Source organism: Mycobacterium sp. ACS1612, from assembly GCF_001667505.1.
Taxonomy (GTDB): Bacteria; Actinomycetota; Actinomycetes; order Mycobacteriales; family Mycobacteriaceae; genus Mycobacterium.
In genome coordinates, this window is sequence record NZ_LZHZ01000006.1 from 44522 (window position 1) to 61162 (window position 16641).

General features: G+C 67.2%; 22 protein-coding genes. 12 read left to right on the forward strand and 10 right to left on the reverse strand.

The window, feature by feature from the left end:
• Positions 1-12: 12 nt before the first annotated feature.
• Positions 13-1407: an acyl-CoA dehydrogenase family protein gene (locus A5724_RS03695; protein WP_067796400.1), complete on the reverse strand. Its 1395-nt coding sequence runs from the start codon at positions 1405-1407 to the stop codon at positions 13-15.
• Positions 1408-1443: 36 nt separating this feature from the next.
• Here A5724_RS03695 and A5724_RS03700 point away from each other — a divergent pair, with 36 nt between their 5' ends.
• Positions 1444-1965 (forward strand): hypothetical protein, encoded by a 522-nt coding sequence (locus tag A5724_RS03700; RefSeq protein ID WP_067796404.1) that lies wholly within the window; start codon positions 1444-1446, stop codon positions 1963-1965.
• Here the strand turns inward: A5724_RS03700 and A5724_RS03705 are convergent.
• Positions 1905-2537 carry an FMN-binding negative transcriptional regulator gene (locus tag A5724_RS03705; RefSeq protein WP_067796407.1) on the reverse strand — a complete coding sequence of 211 codons (633 nt, stop codon included), beginning with the start codon at positions 2535-2537 and terminating at the stop codon, positions 1905-1907. The two genes, A5724_RS03700 and A5724_RS03705, sit on opposite strands and share 61 nt — an antisense overlap.
• 58 nt (positions 2538-2595) lie before the next feature.
• On the opposite strand from A5724_RS03705, the gene A5724_RS03710 reads away from it, so the two are divergent.
• Positions 2596-2904 (forward strand): hypothetical protein, encoded by a 309-nt coding sequence (locus tag A5724_RS03710; protein WP_067796410.1) that lies wholly within the window; start codon positions 2596-2598, stop codon positions 2902-2904.
• Here A5724_RS03710 and A5724_RS03715 read toward each other — a convergent pair.
• Positions 2885-3193: a DUF222 domain-containing protein gene (locus A5724_RS03715; RefSeq protein ID WP_067796413.1), complete on the reverse strand. Its 309-nt coding sequence runs from the start codon at positions 3191-3193 to the stop codon at positions 2885-2887. The genes A5724_RS03710 and A5724_RS03715 overlap by 20 nt on opposite strands.
• Positions 3194-3244: 51 nt before the next feature.
• Between A5724_RS03715 and A5724_RS03720 the strand changes: the two genes are divergently transcribed.
• Positions 3245-3703 carry a PPOX class F420-dependent oxidoreductase gene (locus tag A5724_RS03720; protein ID WP_067796416.1) on the forward strand — a complete coding sequence of 153 codons (459 nt, stop codon included), beginning with the start codon at positions 3245-3247 and terminating at the stop codon, positions 3701-3703.
• 2 nt (positions 3704-3705) lie between these two features.
• Here the strand turns inward: A5724_RS03720 and A5724_RS03725 are convergent, their stop codons facing one another.
• Positions 3706-4095 (reverse strand): DUF3224 domain-containing protein, encoded by a 390-nt coding sequence (locus A5724_RS03725; protein WP_067796418.1) that lies wholly within the window; start codon positions 4093-4095, stop codon positions 3706-3708.
• A 171-nt stretch (positions 4096-4266) separates the two neighbouring features.
• Between A5724_RS03725 and A5724_RS03730 the strand changes: the two genes are divergently transcribed.
• From A5724_RS03730 to A5724_RS03740, 3 genes are read left to right on the forward strand one after another with little or no spacing between them, the layout of a single operon-like run.
• A complete protein-coding gene (locus A5724_RS03730) occupies positions 4267-5493 on the forward strand; it encodes a glycosyltransferase family 4 protein (RefSeq protein ID WP_067796421.1) in 1227 nt (408 codons plus the stop codon).
• Positions 5487-6212, forward strand: a complete 726-nt coding sequence (locus A5724_RS03735) for a class I SAM-dependent methyltransferase (RefSeq protein ID WP_067796424.1) — start codon at positions 5487-5489, stop codon at positions 6210-6212. Before A5724_RS03730 ends, A5724_RS03735 begins: the two co-directional genes overlap by 7 nt.
• Positions 6205-7269, forward strand: a complete 1065-nt coding sequence (locus A5724_RS03740; RefSeq protein WP_067796427.1) for a prenyltransferase — start codon at positions 6205-6207, stop codon at positions 7267-7269. The genes A5724_RS03735 and A5724_RS03740 overlap by 8 nt, the downstream gene beginning before the upstream one ends.
• Before the next feature lie 7 nt (positions 7270-7276).
• Here the strand turns inward: A5724_RS03740 and A5724_RS03745 are convergent, their stop codons facing one another.
• Positions 7277-7924 (reverse strand): class I SAM-dependent methyltransferase, encoded by a 648-nt coding sequence (locus A5724_RS03745; protein WP_067796429.1) that lies wholly within the window; start codon positions 7922-7924, stop codon positions 7277-7279.
• 53 nt (positions 7925-7977) lie between these two features.
• Between A5724_RS03745 and A5724_RS03750 the strand changes: the two genes are divergently transcribed.
• Positions 7978-8547 (forward strand): TetR/AcrR family transcriptional regulator, encoded by a 570-nt coding sequence (locus A5724_RS03750; protein WP_067796432.1) that lies wholly within the window; start codon positions 7978-7980, stop codon positions 8545-8547.
• A gap of 279 nt (positions 8548-8826) precedes the next feature.
• Here A5724_RS03750 and A5724_RS03755 read toward each other — a convergent pair whose 3' ends face one another.
• Positions 8827-9438 (reverse strand): TetR/AcrR family transcriptional regulator, encoded by a 612-nt coding sequence (locus tag A5724_RS03755; RefSeq protein WP_067796435.1) that lies wholly within the window; start codon positions 9436-9438, stop codon positions 8827-8829.
• Between the two features lie 102 nt (positions 9439-9540).
• Between A5724_RS03755 and A5724_RS03760 the strand changes: the two genes are divergently transcribed.
• Positions 9541-10878, forward strand: a complete 1338-nt coding sequence (locus tag A5724_RS03760; protein WP_067796438.1) for a cytochrome P450 — start codon at positions 9541-9543, stop codon at positions 10876-10878.
• 77 nt (positions 10879-10955) lie between these two features.
• On the opposite strand, the gene A5724_RS32815 is transcribed toward A5724_RS03760, so the two are convergent.
• On the reverse strand, positions 10956-11933 hold the full coding sequence (locus tag A5724_RS32815; protein WP_082964838.1) for a bifunctional methionine sulfoxide reductase B/A protein: 978 nt from the start codon (positions 11931-11933) through the stop codon (positions 10956-10958).
• Between the two features lie 62 nt (positions 11934-11995).
• Here A5724_RS32815 and A5724_RS03770 point away from each other — a divergent pair, with 62 nt between their 5' ends.
• On the forward strand, positions 11996-12394 hold the full coding sequence (locus tag A5724_RS03770; RefSeq protein WP_067796441.1) for a hypothetical protein: 399 nt from the start codon (positions 11996-11998) through the stop codon (positions 12392-12394).
• Here the strand turns inward: A5724_RS03770 and A5724_RS03775 are convergent.
• Complete coding sequence (locus A5724_RS03775; RefSeq protein WP_067796444.1) at positions 12381-13223, reverse strand: alpha/beta fold hydrolase; 843 nt, start codon at positions 13221-13223, stop codon at positions 12381-12383. The genes A5724_RS03770 and A5724_RS03775 overlap by 14 nt on opposite strands.
• 61 nt (positions 13224-13284) lie before the next feature.
• Between A5724_RS03775 and A5724_RS03780 the strand changes: the two genes are divergently transcribed.
• The 3 genes from A5724_RS03780 (at position 13285) to A5724_RS03790 (ending at position 15678) form a co-directional block, all read left to right on the forward strand.
• The gene (locus tag A5724_RS03780) at positions 13285-13791 is read left to right on the forward strand and encodes a nuclear transport factor 2 family protein (RefSeq protein ID WP_067796446.1); all 507 of its coding nucleotides are present in this window, start codon (positions 13285-13287) and stop codon (positions 13789-13791) included.
• Positions 13788-14795 (forward strand): NAD-dependent epimerase/dehydratase family protein, encoded by a 1008-nt coding sequence (locus A5724_RS03785; protein WP_067796448.1) that lies wholly within the window; start codon positions 13788-13790, stop codon positions 14793-14795. Before A5724_RS03780 ends, A5724_RS03785 begins: the two co-directional genes overlap by 4 nt.
• A gap of 109 nt (positions 14796-14904) precedes the next feature.
• Entirely contained in the window at positions 14905-15678 is a 774-nt protein-coding gene (locus A5724_RS03790; RefSeq protein ID WP_082964843.1) for a class I SAM-dependent methyltransferase, read from the forward strand.
• On the opposite strand, the gene A5724_RS03795 is transcribed toward A5724_RS03790, so the two are convergent.
• Both A5724_RS03795 and A5724_RS03800 read right to left on the reverse strand, forming a co-directional pair.
• Entirely contained in the window at positions 15666-16142 is a 477-nt protein-coding gene (locus tag A5724_RS03795) for a DUF4262 domain-containing protein (protein WP_067796452.1), read from the reverse strand. The two genes, A5724_RS03790 and A5724_RS03795, sit on opposite strands and share 13 nt — an antisense overlap.
• A 21-nt stretch (positions 16143-16163) precedes the next feature.
• Entirely contained in the window at positions 16164-16610 is a 447-nt protein-coding gene (locus A5724_RS03800) for a DUF4262 domain-containing protein (RefSeq protein ID WP_067796454.1), read from the reverse strand.
• Positions 16611-16641: the final 31 nt, after the last annotated feature.

Below are 16641 nucleotides of genomic sequence, written 5' to 3' on the forward strand. Positions count from 1 at the left end.
CGCGGACCCCTTTCACTTGCGGGGCGGGCGCAATACGTTCATCGCCAACCGCATTATCGGCTCGGGGACGGAATCTTTGGCGGAAAGCGCCGCATCGGCCGCCCTGCTGCGCAGTGGAGTGCCGCGGCCGAACCACTTGTTCAGGGGGCCGCCGGTCGGTTCGAGGCTCACGTGCAGCGGCGGCTTACCCGCCGCGGCGCCGAGCGCGTTGGAGATGACGACCCGTTGAATCTCACTGGTCCCTTCGAAGATGGTGTACAGCTTGGCGTCTCGGTACCACTTCTCGACCGGGTGGTCCTTTATGTAGCCCCAGCCGCCCATCGTCTGGATCGCGCGTTCGGTGGTGCGGACGGCAACTTCGCTGGCCGCCAGTTTGGCCATCGAGCCCTCGCCACGCTCGAACGGCACTCCGGACGCGGCCATCCAGGATGCCCGCCAGGTCAGCAGCCGGGCCGCGTCGATCGCGGTCGCCAGGTCGGCGAGCGGGAACGAGACGCCCTGGTTGTCGATGATCGGCGCCCCGAACGCCTCCCGGTGGTTGGCGTAGTCGGTGGCGTATTCGAGTGCGGCCCTGGCGATTCCGAGTGCCTGGGCGGCGACCATGGGTCGGGTCTGCTCGAAGGTGCCCATGGTGGCCGAGCCGGAGTTCTTGGCGCCGGCGACCGCTTCGCGCGCCTTGGCGAGCTTGTGTTCCAGCTTTTCGTGGCCGCCGAGCAGGTTCTCCGCAGGGACCCGGACGCCGTTGAACCGCAACTCGGCGGTGTGCGAGGCGCGGCAACCGAGCTTGTCGAGTTTGCGCACCAGTTCCAGGCCCGGGGTGCCGCCGGGCACGATGAACAGGGCCTGCCCTTTGTGGCCCAGTTCTTCGTCGACGACCGCGTTGACGACGTGCACATTGGCGATGCCGCCGTTGCCGATCCACATCTTGTGACCGTCGATGATCCAGTCGGCATCCTCTCCTGGGCCGGCACGGCGGGCCCGGGTGCGCAGATTGCGGACGTCGCTGCCGCCTTCGGGTTCGGAGATGGCCAGCGCGGCCAGCTTCAGATCGCCTGGCGTGCCGAAACATTCGGGCGCCCACTGCAGCATCTGCTCGGGGGAGGCGGCCTGCCCGATGGCCGACAGCGCCAACGCGGGCATCACGATCGCCAGCCCGATGCCCGCGCAGCCCCAGAACAGCTCCTCCATGAACATCGGCAGCGACAGCCCGGTCGGATCGCCGATCAGATCGCGGTAGAACAGCGGGCTGTAGAAGCCCGCAGCCGCCGCTTCCTCAAGCACCGGCCACGGGAACTCCTGGCGCTGGTCGTACTCGAGCGCGACCGGGCGTACGCAGCTTTCGGCGAACTTGTGTGTGCGCCGCGCGAGGTCGTGCTGGGCCGCGGTCGGGGTGATGTCGAAGCTCACCAGGCCCGAGTACCCGGAGGCCTACCGTGATAACCGATGCAGCTTTCGGCGCTCAACCTTCGGCAACGCGATGGTGTCACGTGCGGACCGACCGTCGTTGTGGTGGCGGGCGCGCTGCTGGGTCACGAGGCCGACCTGTCGGATCCGGCGTGGTTCGCCGCGGAACAGGCCAAAGTGCACGCACAGGTGAACCGGGTATGGCCGCGGCGGCTCGGCACCACGCCGACTGGGCTGGCGCACGCGCTCAACGCGCGGGCATCGGGTGTGCGCTACCGGTGGCGGCTGTTCCGCGGGCGACGTGATGCGCTGTCCGACGTCCAGCGTGCGGTGGCCGAGGGTTGGCCGGTCGCGATGTTGACCGGCCGCGTCATCCCGCGGCACTGGGTGCTGATCGTCGAGGCGACCGGGCAATGGTGGCAGTGCTACGAGCCGTCGTCGGGGCATGTGCGCACAGTGGCCGTCGACGCGGTCCGGCGGGCACAGCTGACGGGACTGGGCTATCCCCGGCCGTTCGCGTTCGTGCTGCCGAACGCCTCGACCCGGTCGGCGACCACCTGATCGGCGGCCGCGGCCGACTGTTTCAGCCCGGCGACCACCCCGGCGCGGTTGCGCTCGGGTTGGTTCTGCGACATCTTCGCCTTGCCCTCGATCTTCGAGATCACAAGCTCCACACCGACAATCGCGCGCAACTGTGCGCGGGTGAAGCTCTCCGGCGCATCGGTCACCCGCCACGGTTCGGCGCGGCTACCCTCATGCCGGTCGGTCAGCCGGGTCACGAGGTTGCGCACCCAGTCCGGATCGTCGTGTGCCACGAGCCTGCCGTAGACAGTGAGCACCTCGTAGTTCCACGTCGGCACCACCTTGCCCGTCTCGGATTTGGTGGCGTAGAAGCTGGGCGAGATGTATGCCTCGGGGCCGGAGAAGATGGCCACCGACTCACCGCCGTCGGCCTTCCAGTGCGGATTGGCCCGCGACACATGACCGATCAACGAGTGCCCGTCGTAGATCATCGGCAATGGCGTGACCAGCAGCCCCGACGCGTCGTGCGTGACCAATTGGGCAAAGCTCGCCTGCGCGAGCGCGTCCGCCGTCTCCTGGGCGGAGAGCGCGAATTGGCGAGGGATGTACATAGCAGCTTCAGCCTAGAACGGCTGTCGACGCCGCAGCGTTCGAACGTATGATCGAACGGTGGGCGAGCTCCAGTCGATCGGCTACAACGGGCAACCCGTGCAGCCGCCCTTGCGCCGGGTCGACCCGCCGGTCGCCGTCCTGGTGGACCTCACGGTGCTGTTTCCCCGCGAACCCCACCGCGTCGGCGGGTACAACCCCGCCGGGCTGCAGATGCACTCCATCGTCGAAGGTCGCCTCACCTGCTGGGGCGTCTGCGAGCAGGGCTACTGGTGGGGTCTGGTGACCTACGAGATCGCCTACGGCGCACGCCGGAAATCGGTGACGCACTGGATCCCGGCATGGGTGCTCAAGCGGAAGACCGACTAGTGGCCTCGGCAATGCGTCTTTGCGCTTCGCCCGGCGAGATCCGTAACCGCCTGGACAACACCTCCGCCCACGACGTGGCGCCGAACATGGCGGGATCCCCCTGGGTGATCAACTGCCCGATCAGCCGCCGGTCAAGCGCCACCATTTTCTTGTCGATGTCGCCGAGCCGTTTGAGCAGTTCCGTCTTCTCCGGCCGGGTCAGCGCTTCCAGTGGGAGCGCAGCCAACTCCCGATAGCTCGCTTCCGCGGCGTCGAGCGCCGCGATGATCTGTTGCTTACTCGAACTCATGTTCGAATGGTATCGAGGAGGTCCGACAGGCAGCGGCGTTAGGGTCGTGGCATGGCCCGAAAATATGCGACCGCCGACGAGGTCGGCCTTTCCGATCTCCTCGAGTTCGTCCGGCCGCGACATCGCATGGTGCTGACCACGTTTCGCGCGGACGGGTCGCTGCAGAGCTCCCCGGTGTCGGGCGGCGTCGACGACAACGGCCGCATCGTGATCGCCAGCTATCCCCAGCGCGCGAAGTCGGCCAACATCCGCCGCACCCCGCGGGCCAGTGTCATGGTGTTGTCCGACGAGTTTAACGACGCGTACGTGCAGGTGGACGGCGACGCCGAAGTGATCGACCTCCCGGACGCCGTCGAACCGTTGGTCGACTACTACCGCTCGATCGCCGGCGAGCATCCCGACTGGGACGAGTACCGACAGGCGATGGTGGAGCAGGGCAAGTGCCTGATCCGTGTCACCCCGCGGCGGTGGGGTCCGGTGGCGACGGGCGGTTTCCCGCCACCGCGATAGCGCTACCAGGCGCCGTCGAGGTCGAGCGTCATGGCACCGGCGGGGTCGGCGCGGAACTCACCCGTGCCCGCGACCTTCGCCAGGCCCTCGGTACCGGATGCGATCCGTAGGTCCGCCGCGGCGACCCCGTCGCGGTACCGGCCGTCGTGCAGCAGCACCAGGCTGCCCGTCTTGCCGCCGATCGTGCCGGTGATGTGCTCGACGCCGACGAACAAGGCACTCTTGTCCGGCGAGTACGCCAACAGCCACTTCGTCGTCGACGTGCCGTCGATGTCGCCCTGGTAGCGCTTCGACACCAGCGCTTCGGTGAGCTTGGTCGCCTCGTCGCCGTCTTCGAACGGGGTCTCGTCCCAGCTGGCAATCTCGAAGCGCGCCTCGATGTGTCTGGTCATGACACTCGGATACCCCGGCCCAGAGTTCGGGAATCGACCGGTCTGTGGTAGTCAGGGCTGGGCGGCCGCGTTGCGTCCGCTAGCACGTCAAACTATAGTCTGGACACATGTCCAGAGGGTTCGGAGTTTTTGCGTGACGCCACCTGTCCACCTCACGGACCCCCGTTGACCATGCGTATCGCCTTGCTGTCTTACCGGAGTAAGACCCACTGCGGCGGCCAGGGCGTGTACGTCCGTCACCTGTCCCGCGGTCTCGTCGAACTGGGCCATGACGTCGAGGTGTTCTCCGGTCAGCCCTACCCCGAGGTGCTCGATCCGCGGGTGCGGCTGACCAAGGTGCCCAGCCTCGACCTGTACCGCGAGCCGGACCCGTTCCGGATCCCCCGGCCCAGCGAGATCCGCGACCACATCGACATGCTCGAACTGCTGACGACGTGGACGGCCGGCTTCCCCGAGCCGCGCACGTTCACGATGCGCGCGGCGCGGTTGCTGGCCGAGCGCCGCGACGACTTCGACGTCGTGCACGACAACCAGAGTCTCGGCGCCGGTCTGTTGGACATCGCCGCGCTGGGCCTGCCGGTGGTGGCGACGGTGCACCACCCGATCACCCGCGACCGCATGCTGGACGTGGCGGCCGCGAAGTGGTGGCGAAAGCCGTTGGTGCGGCGCTGGTATGGGTTCGCCGAGATGCAGAAGAACGTGGCCCGTCAGATCCCAGAACTGTTGACCGTGTCGTCGACCTCAGCGGCCGATATCGCCGAGGACTTCGCCGTGTCACCGAGTCAGCTGCACGTGGTGCCGCTCGGTGTGGACACCGCACTGTTCAAGCCTGCCGAGAAGCGGGTCAGCGGTCGCATCATCGCGATCGCCAGCGCCGACGTGCCGTTGAAGGGCGTCAGCCACCTGCTGCACGCGGTCGCGCGGTTACGTGTCGAACGTGATCTGGAACTGCAGCTGGTCGCCAAGCTGGAGCCGAACGGGCCGACCGAGAAGCTGATCGCCGAGTTGGGCATCTCCGACATCGTGCACAGCTCCAGCGGTCTGTCCGACTCGGAGCTGGCCGACCTGCTGGCATCGGCTGAAATCGCTTGCATCCCCTCGTTGTACGAGGGCTTCTCGCTGCCCGCGGTGGAGGCGATGGCCAGCGGCACGCCGATCGTGGCGAGCCGGGCAGGTGCGCTGCCGGAGGTGGTCGGCACCGACGGTGCGTGCGCACGCCTGGTGCGGCCCGCCGATGTCGACGAGTTGACCCGCGTGCTCGGCGAGCTGCTGGACTCGCCCGGGGATCGGCGCAGGCTGGGGGCCGCGGGTCGTCAGCGCGCTCTCGATGTCTTCAGCTGGGAATCCGTTGCGGCGCAGACGGTGTCGGTCTACGAGCAGGCGATGGCGAAATGCTGACGGTCGACTTCGACAGGCTCGGCGTCGGCGCGGGCACCAAGGTGATCGACGTGGGCTGCGGCGCGGGCAGGCACTCCTTCGAGGCGTATCGGCGTGGCGCGGACGTCATCGCGTTCGACCAGAACGCGGCCGACCTCAACGACGTCGACCAGATCCTGCAGGCCATGAAGGAGCAGGGCGAGGTGCCCGACTCGGCGTGCGCCGAGGCGGTCAAGGGCGACGCACTCGAACTTCCTTATGCAGAGGGCACTTTCGACTGCGTCATCGCATCCGAGATCCTCGAGCACGTCCCTGCCGACGACCGCGCCATCGGTGAACTGGTCCGGGTGCTGAAACCCGGCGGCTCGCTGGCGATCACGGTCCCGCGGTGGCTTCCCGAGAAGGTCTGCTGGATTCTGTCCGACGAATACCACGCCAACGAGGGCGGTCACATCCGCATCTACAAGGCCGATGCGCTGCGCGACAAGGTGCTCGCGCACGGTCTGCGGTTGACGCACACGCACCATGCGCATGCGCTGCATTCGCCGTTCTGGTGGCTGAAATGCGCTGTGGGCACGTCGAAGAACGACCATCCCGCGGTCGCGGCGTACCACAAGCTGCTGGTGTGGGACATGGTCGAGCAGCCTTGGCTGACCCGCACCGCGGAGTCGCTGCTTAACCCGCTGATCGGCAAGAGCGTGGCGCTGTACTTCAGGAAGCCGGTGGGGCCCATTGGCTGAGATTCCCGGCGTTCCCGGCGTGCTGACGCCTGCGCAGTGTCGGCAGACCGCGCGATCGATCGCGGCGACGCAGGAATCCTCAGGTGCCATCCCATGGTTCGACGGCGGTCACACCGACCCGTGGGACCACGTCGAGAACGCGATGGCGCTGACGGTCGCGGGCCTTCTCGAACCGGCGCGCGCCGCGTTCGAATGGTGCCGGACCATGCAACGGCCCGACGGTTCGTGGCCGATCCAGTTGCGCAACGGTGTCGTCGAGGACGCCAACAGCGACAGCAACTTCTGCGCGTACATCGCCACCGGCGTGTGGCACCACGTGCTGATCACCCGCGACCGCCGGTTTGCGGAGACGATGTGGCCGGTGGTGCGCAAAGCCATCGATTTTGTCGTCGACCTGCAGGCCAGCGGCGGTGAAATCGCTTGGGCCAGAGGCCCTTCGGGCCCGGAGCCGGAGGCGCTGCTGACCGGCTGCGCGAGCATCTACCACAGCATCCGGTGTGCGTTGGCGCTGGCGGATTACGTCGACGACGCCCAGCCCGAGTGGGAGGTGGCCGTCGGCCAACTCGGCCATGCGATCGCGCACCATCCCGAGTCGTTCGTGGTCAAGAGCCGATGGTCGATGGAGTGGTACTACCCGGTGCTCGGCGGTGCACTGCGCGGCGCGGCCGCCAGGGAGCGCATCATCGAGCGCTGGCACGACTTCGTGGTGCCCGGCCTCGGCATCCGCTGCGTCGACGACCGACCGTGGGTCACCGGTGCCGAAACCTGCGAATTGGTCCTGGCTTTGGATGCGATCGGGCAGCGGACCCGCGCCCGCGAGCAGTTCGCGGCCATGCATCACCTGCGTGAGGACGACGGGTCCTATTGGACCGGCCTGGTCTACGCCGACGGCAAACGCTGGCCGGTGGAGCGCACCACCTGGACCGGCGCGGCGATGATCCTCGCGGCCGACGCGTTGTCGCGGACCAGCGCCGCCAACGGTCTCTTCCGCGGTACCGACTTGCCACGCGGCCTCGAAGGCGAATACGACTGCGCCTGCGCCACAAGCGATCGCTAGCCTCCGGCTACAGCGCCTCGCCCGGCGTACCGGACGTCCGCTCCATCACCCGCATCGAACCGGTCGCCGACACCTCACGGAAGTCGCCGGTGTCCAGTGCCCGCCGATATATGTGGAACGGCGCTTGGCCGCCGTCGTTCGGATCCGGGAAGACGTCGTGAATGATCAGCGCCCCGCCCACGTCGACCCACCGGGCCCAGCCGTCGAAGTCCCGCTGCGCCGCTTCCTCGGTGTGGCCGCCGTCGATGAACAACAGCCGCAACGGAGTTCGCCAGCCACGGGCGACGACGGGAGACTTGCCGACGACCGCGACCACGTGATCGTCCAAGCCCGCGGCGTCCAGGGTGTGACGCAGCGTCGGCAGCGTGTCGAACAACCCGGTGACGGCGTCCACCATGGACGTGTCGTGGTACTCCCAACCGGGTTGGTGCTCTTCGGAACCGTGGTGATGGTCGACGGTGTAGACGACGCCACCGGTCTGCTGCGCGGCGGCGCCCAACAGTACAGTCGACTTGCCGCAGTAGGTGCCGATCTCGACGCCGAAGCCGTCGCCCAGATACTTCAGCGCGGTGTCGTACAGGGCGCGCCCTTCCGCGGCGGGCATGAACCCGGTGACCTGATCGGCGAGGGCGAACAACTGCTCCGTGGTGCTCATCGCTGTCAACTTACCGTTGCTGGTAGATGGCGGTTGTAGTAGCGTCCGGACACGTGTCCGATCCGGTCTTGGAGTCGACGCGGCGCCGCCTGACCGCCAAGCAGGCCGACACCGTAGACCGCCTCGGCCGTGCCGCGGTCGCTCTGCTGAGCAGGGACGGTTTCACCGGCCTCACCGTGCGCCGGGTCGCCGCCGAGGCCGGCGTCGGAGCGGCCACCGCGTACACCTACTTCTCGTCGAAGGAGCATCTCGTCGCCGAGCTGTTCTGGCGGCGGCTGGCCGCGTCGCCACCGGCAGCCCATGACTCCGACGACGCCGCCACGCGTGTGGTCGATGTGCTCGGCCACATCTCGCTGTTGGTTGCCGACGAACCGGAGTTCGCATCCGCGGTCACCAGCGCGCTGCTCGGCAAGGACCCCGACGTCGAAGTGCTGCGACTGCGTATCGGCGGCGAGATCCGGGACCGGTTGGCGGCGGCGTTGGGCCCAGACACCGATCCCGAGATCATCGACTCGCTGGAGATGCTGTACTCCGGTGCCCTGGTGCGCGCGGGCATGGGGTACACCTCGTACGCCGAGATCGCCGAGCGGCTGGAGAAATCCGCCAGGTTGATGCTGCGCTGACGCTTTGCCGACGCGGCGCACCGGGCGATCAAAGCGCATCTCGCCGAGTGTATTTGAGGAATCTCCGCAGTTTTCTGCGGCGGGGAATACCTAGGGGTGAGGCGACTCGCCGCCCGCCGAATCGAGGTTCGGGGTCGCGTTCACCAGCAAGGTGGACGGCGCCTCGCTCGGCTTCCCGAAGGTGTCCTTCGCTCGCGCCATGCGAATCAAACTCTGACGAGATCAAAGAACTGCGAAAGCCGATCGGGGGTCGCGACCCCTTCGTCGAGATGAGCTGACTCAGCCGCGCGGGCCCAACAGTGCGGTCGCCGCCTCGATCGCGTGCTCGACGATGCCCTGCACATCGCGGTCGTCTTCGACGAAAAGCGCTGTCAATTCCCGCAATCCGCCCAGCAGGATCAACGCCAACGGCCTGGAGATCGGCTGCAGATTGGAGCGCCGGAACCCGGGGCTGTCCGTGAGGTTGACCAGCATGTCGGTCAACGCCTCCATTGCCTGCCGGTTCAGCGGCTTGGCCACCTCCCCGAGCGCCGGCGCTTCGCGGATCCAACTCAACGTGATCGCGGGCCGCGACCCGATGTGGTCGACGTAGGCCACCGAGGCCTGCCGGATCTGCCGATGCCAGTCCGCCTCCGGATCAACGGCCGCCTGGATGTTGGCGATCAGGTTCTCGTTGTTTCGCCGCAGCAGTTCGATCAGGCACTCCTCCTTGCTGGCGAACTGCTCGTAAAAGGTCCGCTTGGAGGTGCGAGCGTGCCGGACGATGTCCGCCACGGTGGTGTCGCGGTATCCGCGCTCACCGATGGATGCGGCCAACCCGTCGATCAGTCGGTCGCGGAAGGCAGGAAAAGCACCGTCGACGGATGCGGCCCTGTCGAGCGCTGTCGTCATTGCGCCTCCTTGCCCTTGTGTCGGTTGGTACCAACCGGTACCGTACTACAAAGACCCACGGTACACCGAAGTACCAGGGAGACGGTTGGGAGTGAGGCACCGATGACTGACACCGCAGTGACCGTGGAAGCGGGCGCCACGGCGCGGCCGGGGAAGATGCCGCCGGCAGTGCACCTGCCGAAGATGGTTCAGATGGTCTTGATGGCCGGCTTCCGCCGCCGGTTCCTGCGGTACGCCGACAAGCGGTACGGCTCGGTGTTCGCGATCAATGTGCCGTTTTTCGGCCGCAGCGTGGTGGTCTCCGACCCCGCATTGGCTCGCCAGGTGTTTCTCGCGAGCACCGACGACCTGATCAACGTCCAACCGAACCTGAGCCGGATCTTCGGTCCCGGTTCGGTTTTCGCGTTGGACGGTAAGGAGCATCGGGCCCGCCGCAAGCTGCTCGCCCCGCCGTTCCACGGGCAGAGCATCAAGAACTACGAGAAGGTCATCGAGGAGGAGACGCTTCGCGAAACCGCGACGTGGCCGGAGGGCGTCGAGTTCCGAACCCTGGAAGCGATGAACAGGATCACGCTGAACGTCATCCTGCGCACTGTGTTCGGCGCCGACGGCGCGGAACTGGACTTCCTGCGCGAGATCATCCCGCCTTGGGCCGAACTGGGCTCGCGGATGGCCACGCTCCCGGAGCCGCGGTTCAACACGGGCAGGCGCAGCCCGTGGGGCAAGCTCGCGGAGTTCCGCCGCAACTTCGACCGCACCGTCTTTGCGCTGATCGACAAGGCCAAGGCCGACCAGAACCTGGACGAGCGCACCGACATCCTCGCGTTGCTGTTGCGCAGCACGTACGAGGACGGCACGCCGATGTCGCGCCAGGACGTGTCCGATGAACTGCTGACGCTGCTGGGCGCCGGCCATGAGACCACCGCGTCGACGCTGGGCTGGGCGTTCGAGCGGTTGCGCCGCCACCCTGACGTGCTCGCCAGGCTGGTCGAGGAAAACAACAAGGGCGGCAACGAGTTTCGTCAGGCCACCATCCAGGAGTTGCAGCGCAACCGGACGGTCATCGACTTCTCGGGACGGCACGTGCAGGCACCGCATTTCGACCTCGGTGACTTCCGGATCCCACACGGCTACACCGTCATGATCGCAATCGCCCACGTGCACGCCAACGCCGACGTCTTCCCGGATCCCGAGCGCTTCGACCCTGACCGGTTCATGGGCACCAGGACCCCGACGGCGTGGGTGCCGTTCGGCGGCGGCACCCGCCGCTGCATCGGGGCGGCGTTCGCGAACGTCGAAATGGACGTGGTGCTGCGAACCATCCTGAGGCACTTCGTCATCGAGACCGACGATGCCCCGGAGGAGAAGGTCCATTTCCGGGGCATCGCGTTCACACCGAAGGACGGCGGCCGCATCGTGGTGCGACGCCGGGTGGCCTGACCGGAGTGCTTCAAAACTACGTTTTCTGACGGATTTCGGCCGATTTTCGTCAGAAGCCTCAGCCGCTGAGCGGCTGATCAAACCTCAGCGCGCTTCGGCAGTTTCCAGCCCGGCCGCGGGAAGTGGCAGGTGTACCCGTTCGGGTAGCGCTCCAGGTAGTCCTGGTGCTCCGGTTCGGCCTCCCAGAAGTCACCGGCGGGGGTCACCTCGGTGACCACCTTGCCCGGCCACAATCCGGAGGCGTCGACATCGGCGATGGTGTCCAGCGCGACGCGCTTCTGCTCGTCGTCGAGATAGAAGATCGCCGACCGGTAGCTGGTGCCGACGTCGTTGCCCTGCCGGTTCTTCGTGGTCGGATCATGGATCTGGAAGAAGAACTCGAGCAGGTTCCGGTAGTCGGTCTGCGCCGGGTCGTAGACGATTTCGATCGCCTCGGCGTGGCCGGGGTGGTTGCGGTAGGTCGGATGCGCGTTCTGCCCGCCGGTGTAGCCGACCCGGGTGGACACCACACCGGGCTGCTTGCGGATCAGATCCTGCATGCCCCAGAAACAGCCGCCTGCCAGGATCGCCTTCTTGTACTCGCTCACGCTCACTCCTTTTTCTTGGCCGCCTTCGCGAAACAGCGCGCGGTACTGTCCGTACCCCTGCGCCTCGAGATCGTCGAAGTGGATGAATCTCAGCGAAGCCGAGTTGATGCAGTAGCGCAACCCGCCTTTCGCTCGCGGTCCGTCCTTGAACACATGGCCCAGGTGGCTGTCGCCGTGCTTGGACCGCACCTCGGTGCGAAACATCAGATGCGAGAAGTCCCGTTTCGTGATCACGTTGTCCGCGTCGAGGGGTTTGGTGAAGCTCGGCCAGCCGGTGCCGCTGTCGAACTTGTCCACCGAAGCGAACAGCGGCTCGCCCGATACGACGTCGACGTAGATGCCGGGCTCGTGGTTGTCCCAGTAGTGGCCGGTGAAGGGGCGCTCCGTGCCGTTCTTCTGCGTCACGTAGTACTGCTCTTCGGAAAGCGCGGCGACCGCGTCCGGATCGTGTCTGTATTGCTGCGACATAGTGTCCTTGTCAACCGCGCGCCGCGCTGGGTTAATCCGTGGTTGTCGCTACCGTCAAATACATGCGCACAGCCGCCGTGGTCCTCGCCGCTCTCGCTGTCGCCGGCTGGATTGCGCCCGCGGCATCGGCGGCGCCGACAGCGCCACCCGAAGCGCAGGACGTCGACGGCGTGGCCTTCACCGACAACCCATCGATCGTCGATCCGCAGCCGATGCCCATCCAGTCGTGGAGCCGTGCCGGCGACCGCGCTGTGGCCGTGCATTTCACGACAGGCACACCCGCGTGCAACGGCGTGCACGCGAGGGTGCACGAGACTGCCGATGCGGTCACGATCGACCTGAAGGGCGGCGCGCTGCCGCCGGTCGCGGGGCGGATGTGCATCATGCTCGCCGTAACCGGCACCCTGGTGGTGCCCTTGCAGAGCCCGCTTGGCGACCGGCAGGTCCTCAGCGCCGCCTGACCCCGGAGCGCACCCAGTCGACCATTGCGAGCGTTTTCGCGGCGACGGCGCCGGGGCGAGACAGCATCATGTTGTGCCCGCTGCCGCCGACGATCACGTTGTCGGTCCACAGCGTCTCGGCGAGCAGGCTGTTGGCGCGGTGCACCTGGAAGTTGGTGTAGTCGCCTGAGCCCATGTCGCCGCGGGAGACGTCGGCGCTCAACACGATCGCGGGCATCCGCGGCAACGGCAACGGTGGGGCGACCCGCAGTGTGGCGAACGCGTCGTCGGCGAGAAATCCTTCACCGTCGGGATCCGGTGTCGGCGTTCGCGCAGCCTGGTCGAACTGGGCGTCTTGTTCGGCCCGGCCCAGTCGCGGCAGGTACTCCGACGTCGGGTCCACCAGGACCAGGCCAGCGACGAGTCCGGGATGGGTGCGGGCCAGCAGATCGGCGATGAGGCCGCCGTAGGAATGGGCGACCACCACCATGGGCGTCGAAAGCCGCGCTGCAGCAACCAATTTCACGACGTCGGAGACGGCCTGGGCGACGGAGTGCGGTTGTGGTACCGGGGTGGACAGGTGGTCGCCGTCCTGTCTGGTGTTCGGTCGGTCGTAGGCGCAGACCCTGGTGGTGGTCGCGACTGCCGATACGACGACGCGCCATGCGGCGGCGTGGCTGCCTTTGCCGGGGATGATGAACACGGTCGGTGCGCCCGCACCCCGACAGGTCAGGAACAGGTGGCGCCCGGCGCCGATGTCGACGAGTCCGGAGAAATTCGCAGGCCGCGGATCACCGGCGCACCCGGCGAGCACGACGACCGCGAAGATGAGCCCGAGCAGGCCCTTCACTCTTTTGACGATACGAGCGACCGCTCGACAAAGACAGGTAGAACGTGTTCTAGTTCTGAGTGTGACGAGCAAGACGTTCACCCGCGAGGAGTTGGCCGCGGCGTTCGAGGCGTTCGAGGCGACCGTCGACCGGGCCGCGCGCACCCGCGATTGGGATCCGTGGGTTGACCAGTACACACCCGACGTCACCTACGTCGAGCACGCGGCGGGCACCATGCACGGCCGAGACGAGGTGCGGCCCTGGATCTGGCAGACTATGGAGTCGTTTCCCGGCAGCTACATGACGTCGTTCCCGTCGCTGTGGTCGGTGATCGACGAGTCGACGGGCAGGATCATCTGCGAGTTGGACAACCCGATGCGCGATCCGGGTGACGGCACCATCATCAGCGCCACCAACATCTCGATCCTCACCTACGCCGGCGACGGTCAATGGTGCCGCCAGGAGGACATCTACAACCCGCTGCGCTTCGTCGCCGCGACGAAGAAGTGGTGCCGCAAAGCGCAGGAACTCGGCACGCTGCCCGACGAGGCGGCGGCGTGGCTGAGCCAGTCCGGAGGGGCCGAGTGAAACTCGTCATCGGCGCCAACGGGTTCCTCGGCTCGCACGTCACACGGCAGTTGGTGGGCGACGGGCACCAGGTGCGAGTGATGGTGCGGCCCAACGCGATGACCGTCGGCATCGATGATCTCGACGTGGCGCGGTTCGTCGGCGACATCTGGGACGACGACACGTTGCGTGACGCGATGGCCGGCGTCGACGACGTCTACTACTGCGTGGTCGACACCCGCGGGTGGCTGCGTGATCCTGCACCGCTGTTTCACACCAATGTCGACGGAACCCGCAACGTGCTCGAGATCGCCCGGCATGCGGGGCTGCGCAAGTTCGTGTTCACCAGCAGCTACGTCACCGTCGGCAGGCGCCGCGGGCACGTCGCCACCGAGGACGACGTCATCGCCGACGACCGCGAGTTGACGCCCTACGTCCGGTCGCGGGTGCAGGCCGAGAACATCGTGCTGATGTACGCCAAGGAGCACGGCCTGCCCGCGGTGGCGATGTGCGTGTCGACGACCTACGGCAGCGGCGACTGGGGCCGTACCCCGCACGGCGCGATCATCGCCGGCGCCGCGTTTGGCAAGTTGCCGTTCGTGATGAGCGGTATCGAATTGGAGGCGGTCGGCGTCGACGATGCGGCGCGCGCGATGATCCTGGCCGCCGACCGCGGCCGCGTCGGCGAGCGTTACCTGGTCTCGGAGAAGATGATCAGCAACGCCGAGGTGGTCCGCATCGCTGCGGAGGCGGCCGGAGTTCCCGCGCCCACCAAGTCGATTCCGCTGCCCGTGTCCTATGCGCTGGCGGCCGCGGGCAGCATCAAAGCCAAGCTGCGCGGCACCGACGAGCAGCTTTCGATGGGGTCGCTGCGCCTGATGCGCGCAGAGGCGCCCGTCGACCACAGCAAGGCGGTCCGCGAATTGGGTTGGCAGCCAAGACCGGTCGAGGAGTCGATACGCGAAGCTGCCCGGTTCTGGGTCGGCCTGCGGGACGCCAAACGCAAGAGCAGAACCGCCAGCTGAACGGCGCGCCGAGGCCCGTTCAACGGTTACCCGTTGCTTCGGCACGTGACTAACGTCGGGTGATGTGACCGAGAAACTCCACGTGGATCTGTCCGGTGCGCCGCAGACCATGCTGGCCACGTTCTACGCCAAGGCCGTCGATGCCGGCCTCGACCACCCCATCCTCGGCGACCAGTTCGCCAAGGACATCGTCGACCGCATCGACTACGACTGGACCAAGACGTCGATCACCGCGACGAACTCACCCGCCGTGACTACGCGGTCAGCGCACTTCGACCGGTGGGCGCGCCAATTCCTGGCTGTGCATCCCGACGCCGTGGTGCTGCACCTCGGCTGCGGCCTGGACGCGCGGTGCTTCCGGCTGGACCCCGGCCCTGGCGTCGAGTGGTACGACGTCGACTACCCCGATGTCGCAAACCTGCGCCGCCAGCTGTATCCCGCACGCGACCACTACCACGTCATCGCCGCGTCGGTCACCGACCCGGCGTGGTTCGCCGACATCCCGCGGGACCGTCCGACATTGATGATCGGCGAGGGCCTGACGATGTACCTGACCGAACAGGACGGCGTCGAGCTGCTGCGCCGGGTGCTGAACCACGCCCCGTCCGGTGAGCTGCAATTCGACGCGTTCAACCGGCTCGGGATCAGATCGCAGTGGACCAACGCCGTGGTAAGACGCTCGGGCGCGACGCTGTACTGGGGCATCGACGGACCCGACGACATCATCGAGGCGGTGCCCGGGGTCCGGCTGCTGTCATGGGTATCGGCCCTCGATTCGGATGCGTTCGAACATGTGCCCTGGTACTACCGGTGGACGTTGCAGGCGATGAATCTCGTTCCCGCGCTTCGGTTCATGGCCCAGTACCACCGCTACGCCTTCTGAGCTTTCTGGCGCCTTATCCCCAACACGGGTTGCCGAAGCCGACCCCGGCCCCATCCCGCCGCCCACGGCCAACGGCCCCGGTCGTCGGGCCACACCAGTTGCAGCGCGCGAACGTCGGGCCCGCCCAGCGCCACCGCGAAAACCAGATGCGCATCCGGATGCTCCACCTCGACGATCTCGAGTAACGGACCGTCGCCGACGGCGACATGCGCGCCGGGCTCGAAGACCCGGCCGCCCAGCGCGGCGACCGCGACGTCGTTCAACAGGCGCGCCGCATCCTCCGGCGCCATCCCCGTCACCAACAGTTCAGGCAGCCCGCGGTCGTGCAGTCCGATGGTGTAGGCAAACGGCAACCGATCGTCCTCGACACCCTGCACCACCCAGCCGTGCAGCCGGATCGTCGCGCGCAGTTCGTCGAGGTACTCCTCGGTGGTGCCGTTGGGGTTGTCGCACTGCCAGCACATGACCGCACCTTCCTGTCGTCGTCAGGGCCAGCTTGCGCCGAGGGTCCGACAACCCAGCACCGGTTGCGTCGCCCGCCCGTCGACGAACTGCGCCGACCACGGCCAGCGCCCGCGGCCGTCGGCCCACACCAACTGCAGCGCCTCGATGTCGGGGCCGCCGAACGCCACCGCCCAGCCCATGTGGACATCGGGATGCCCCACCTCGACAACCTCGACGAGCGGTCCGTCGGGCAGCGAGACCTGCTGGCCCGGCGTCAACACCTCGCCGCTGACCAGCTTGCGGGCCACCGCGTCCAGCAGCCGAAGGCCGCGTTGCCGGGAGACGCCGGTGATCAGTAGTTCGGGGACGTCCCAGTCGTGCAGTCCGATCGTGTAAGCGTATGGCGGGCGGTCACTTTCGACGTACTGCACCGTCCACCCCGCCTTGCGGATCTTGCCCTGCAACAGGTCGTAGTAGTCGGAGCACATCCCGGTTCTCTTCCTCTCGTCGGTGCCGCCA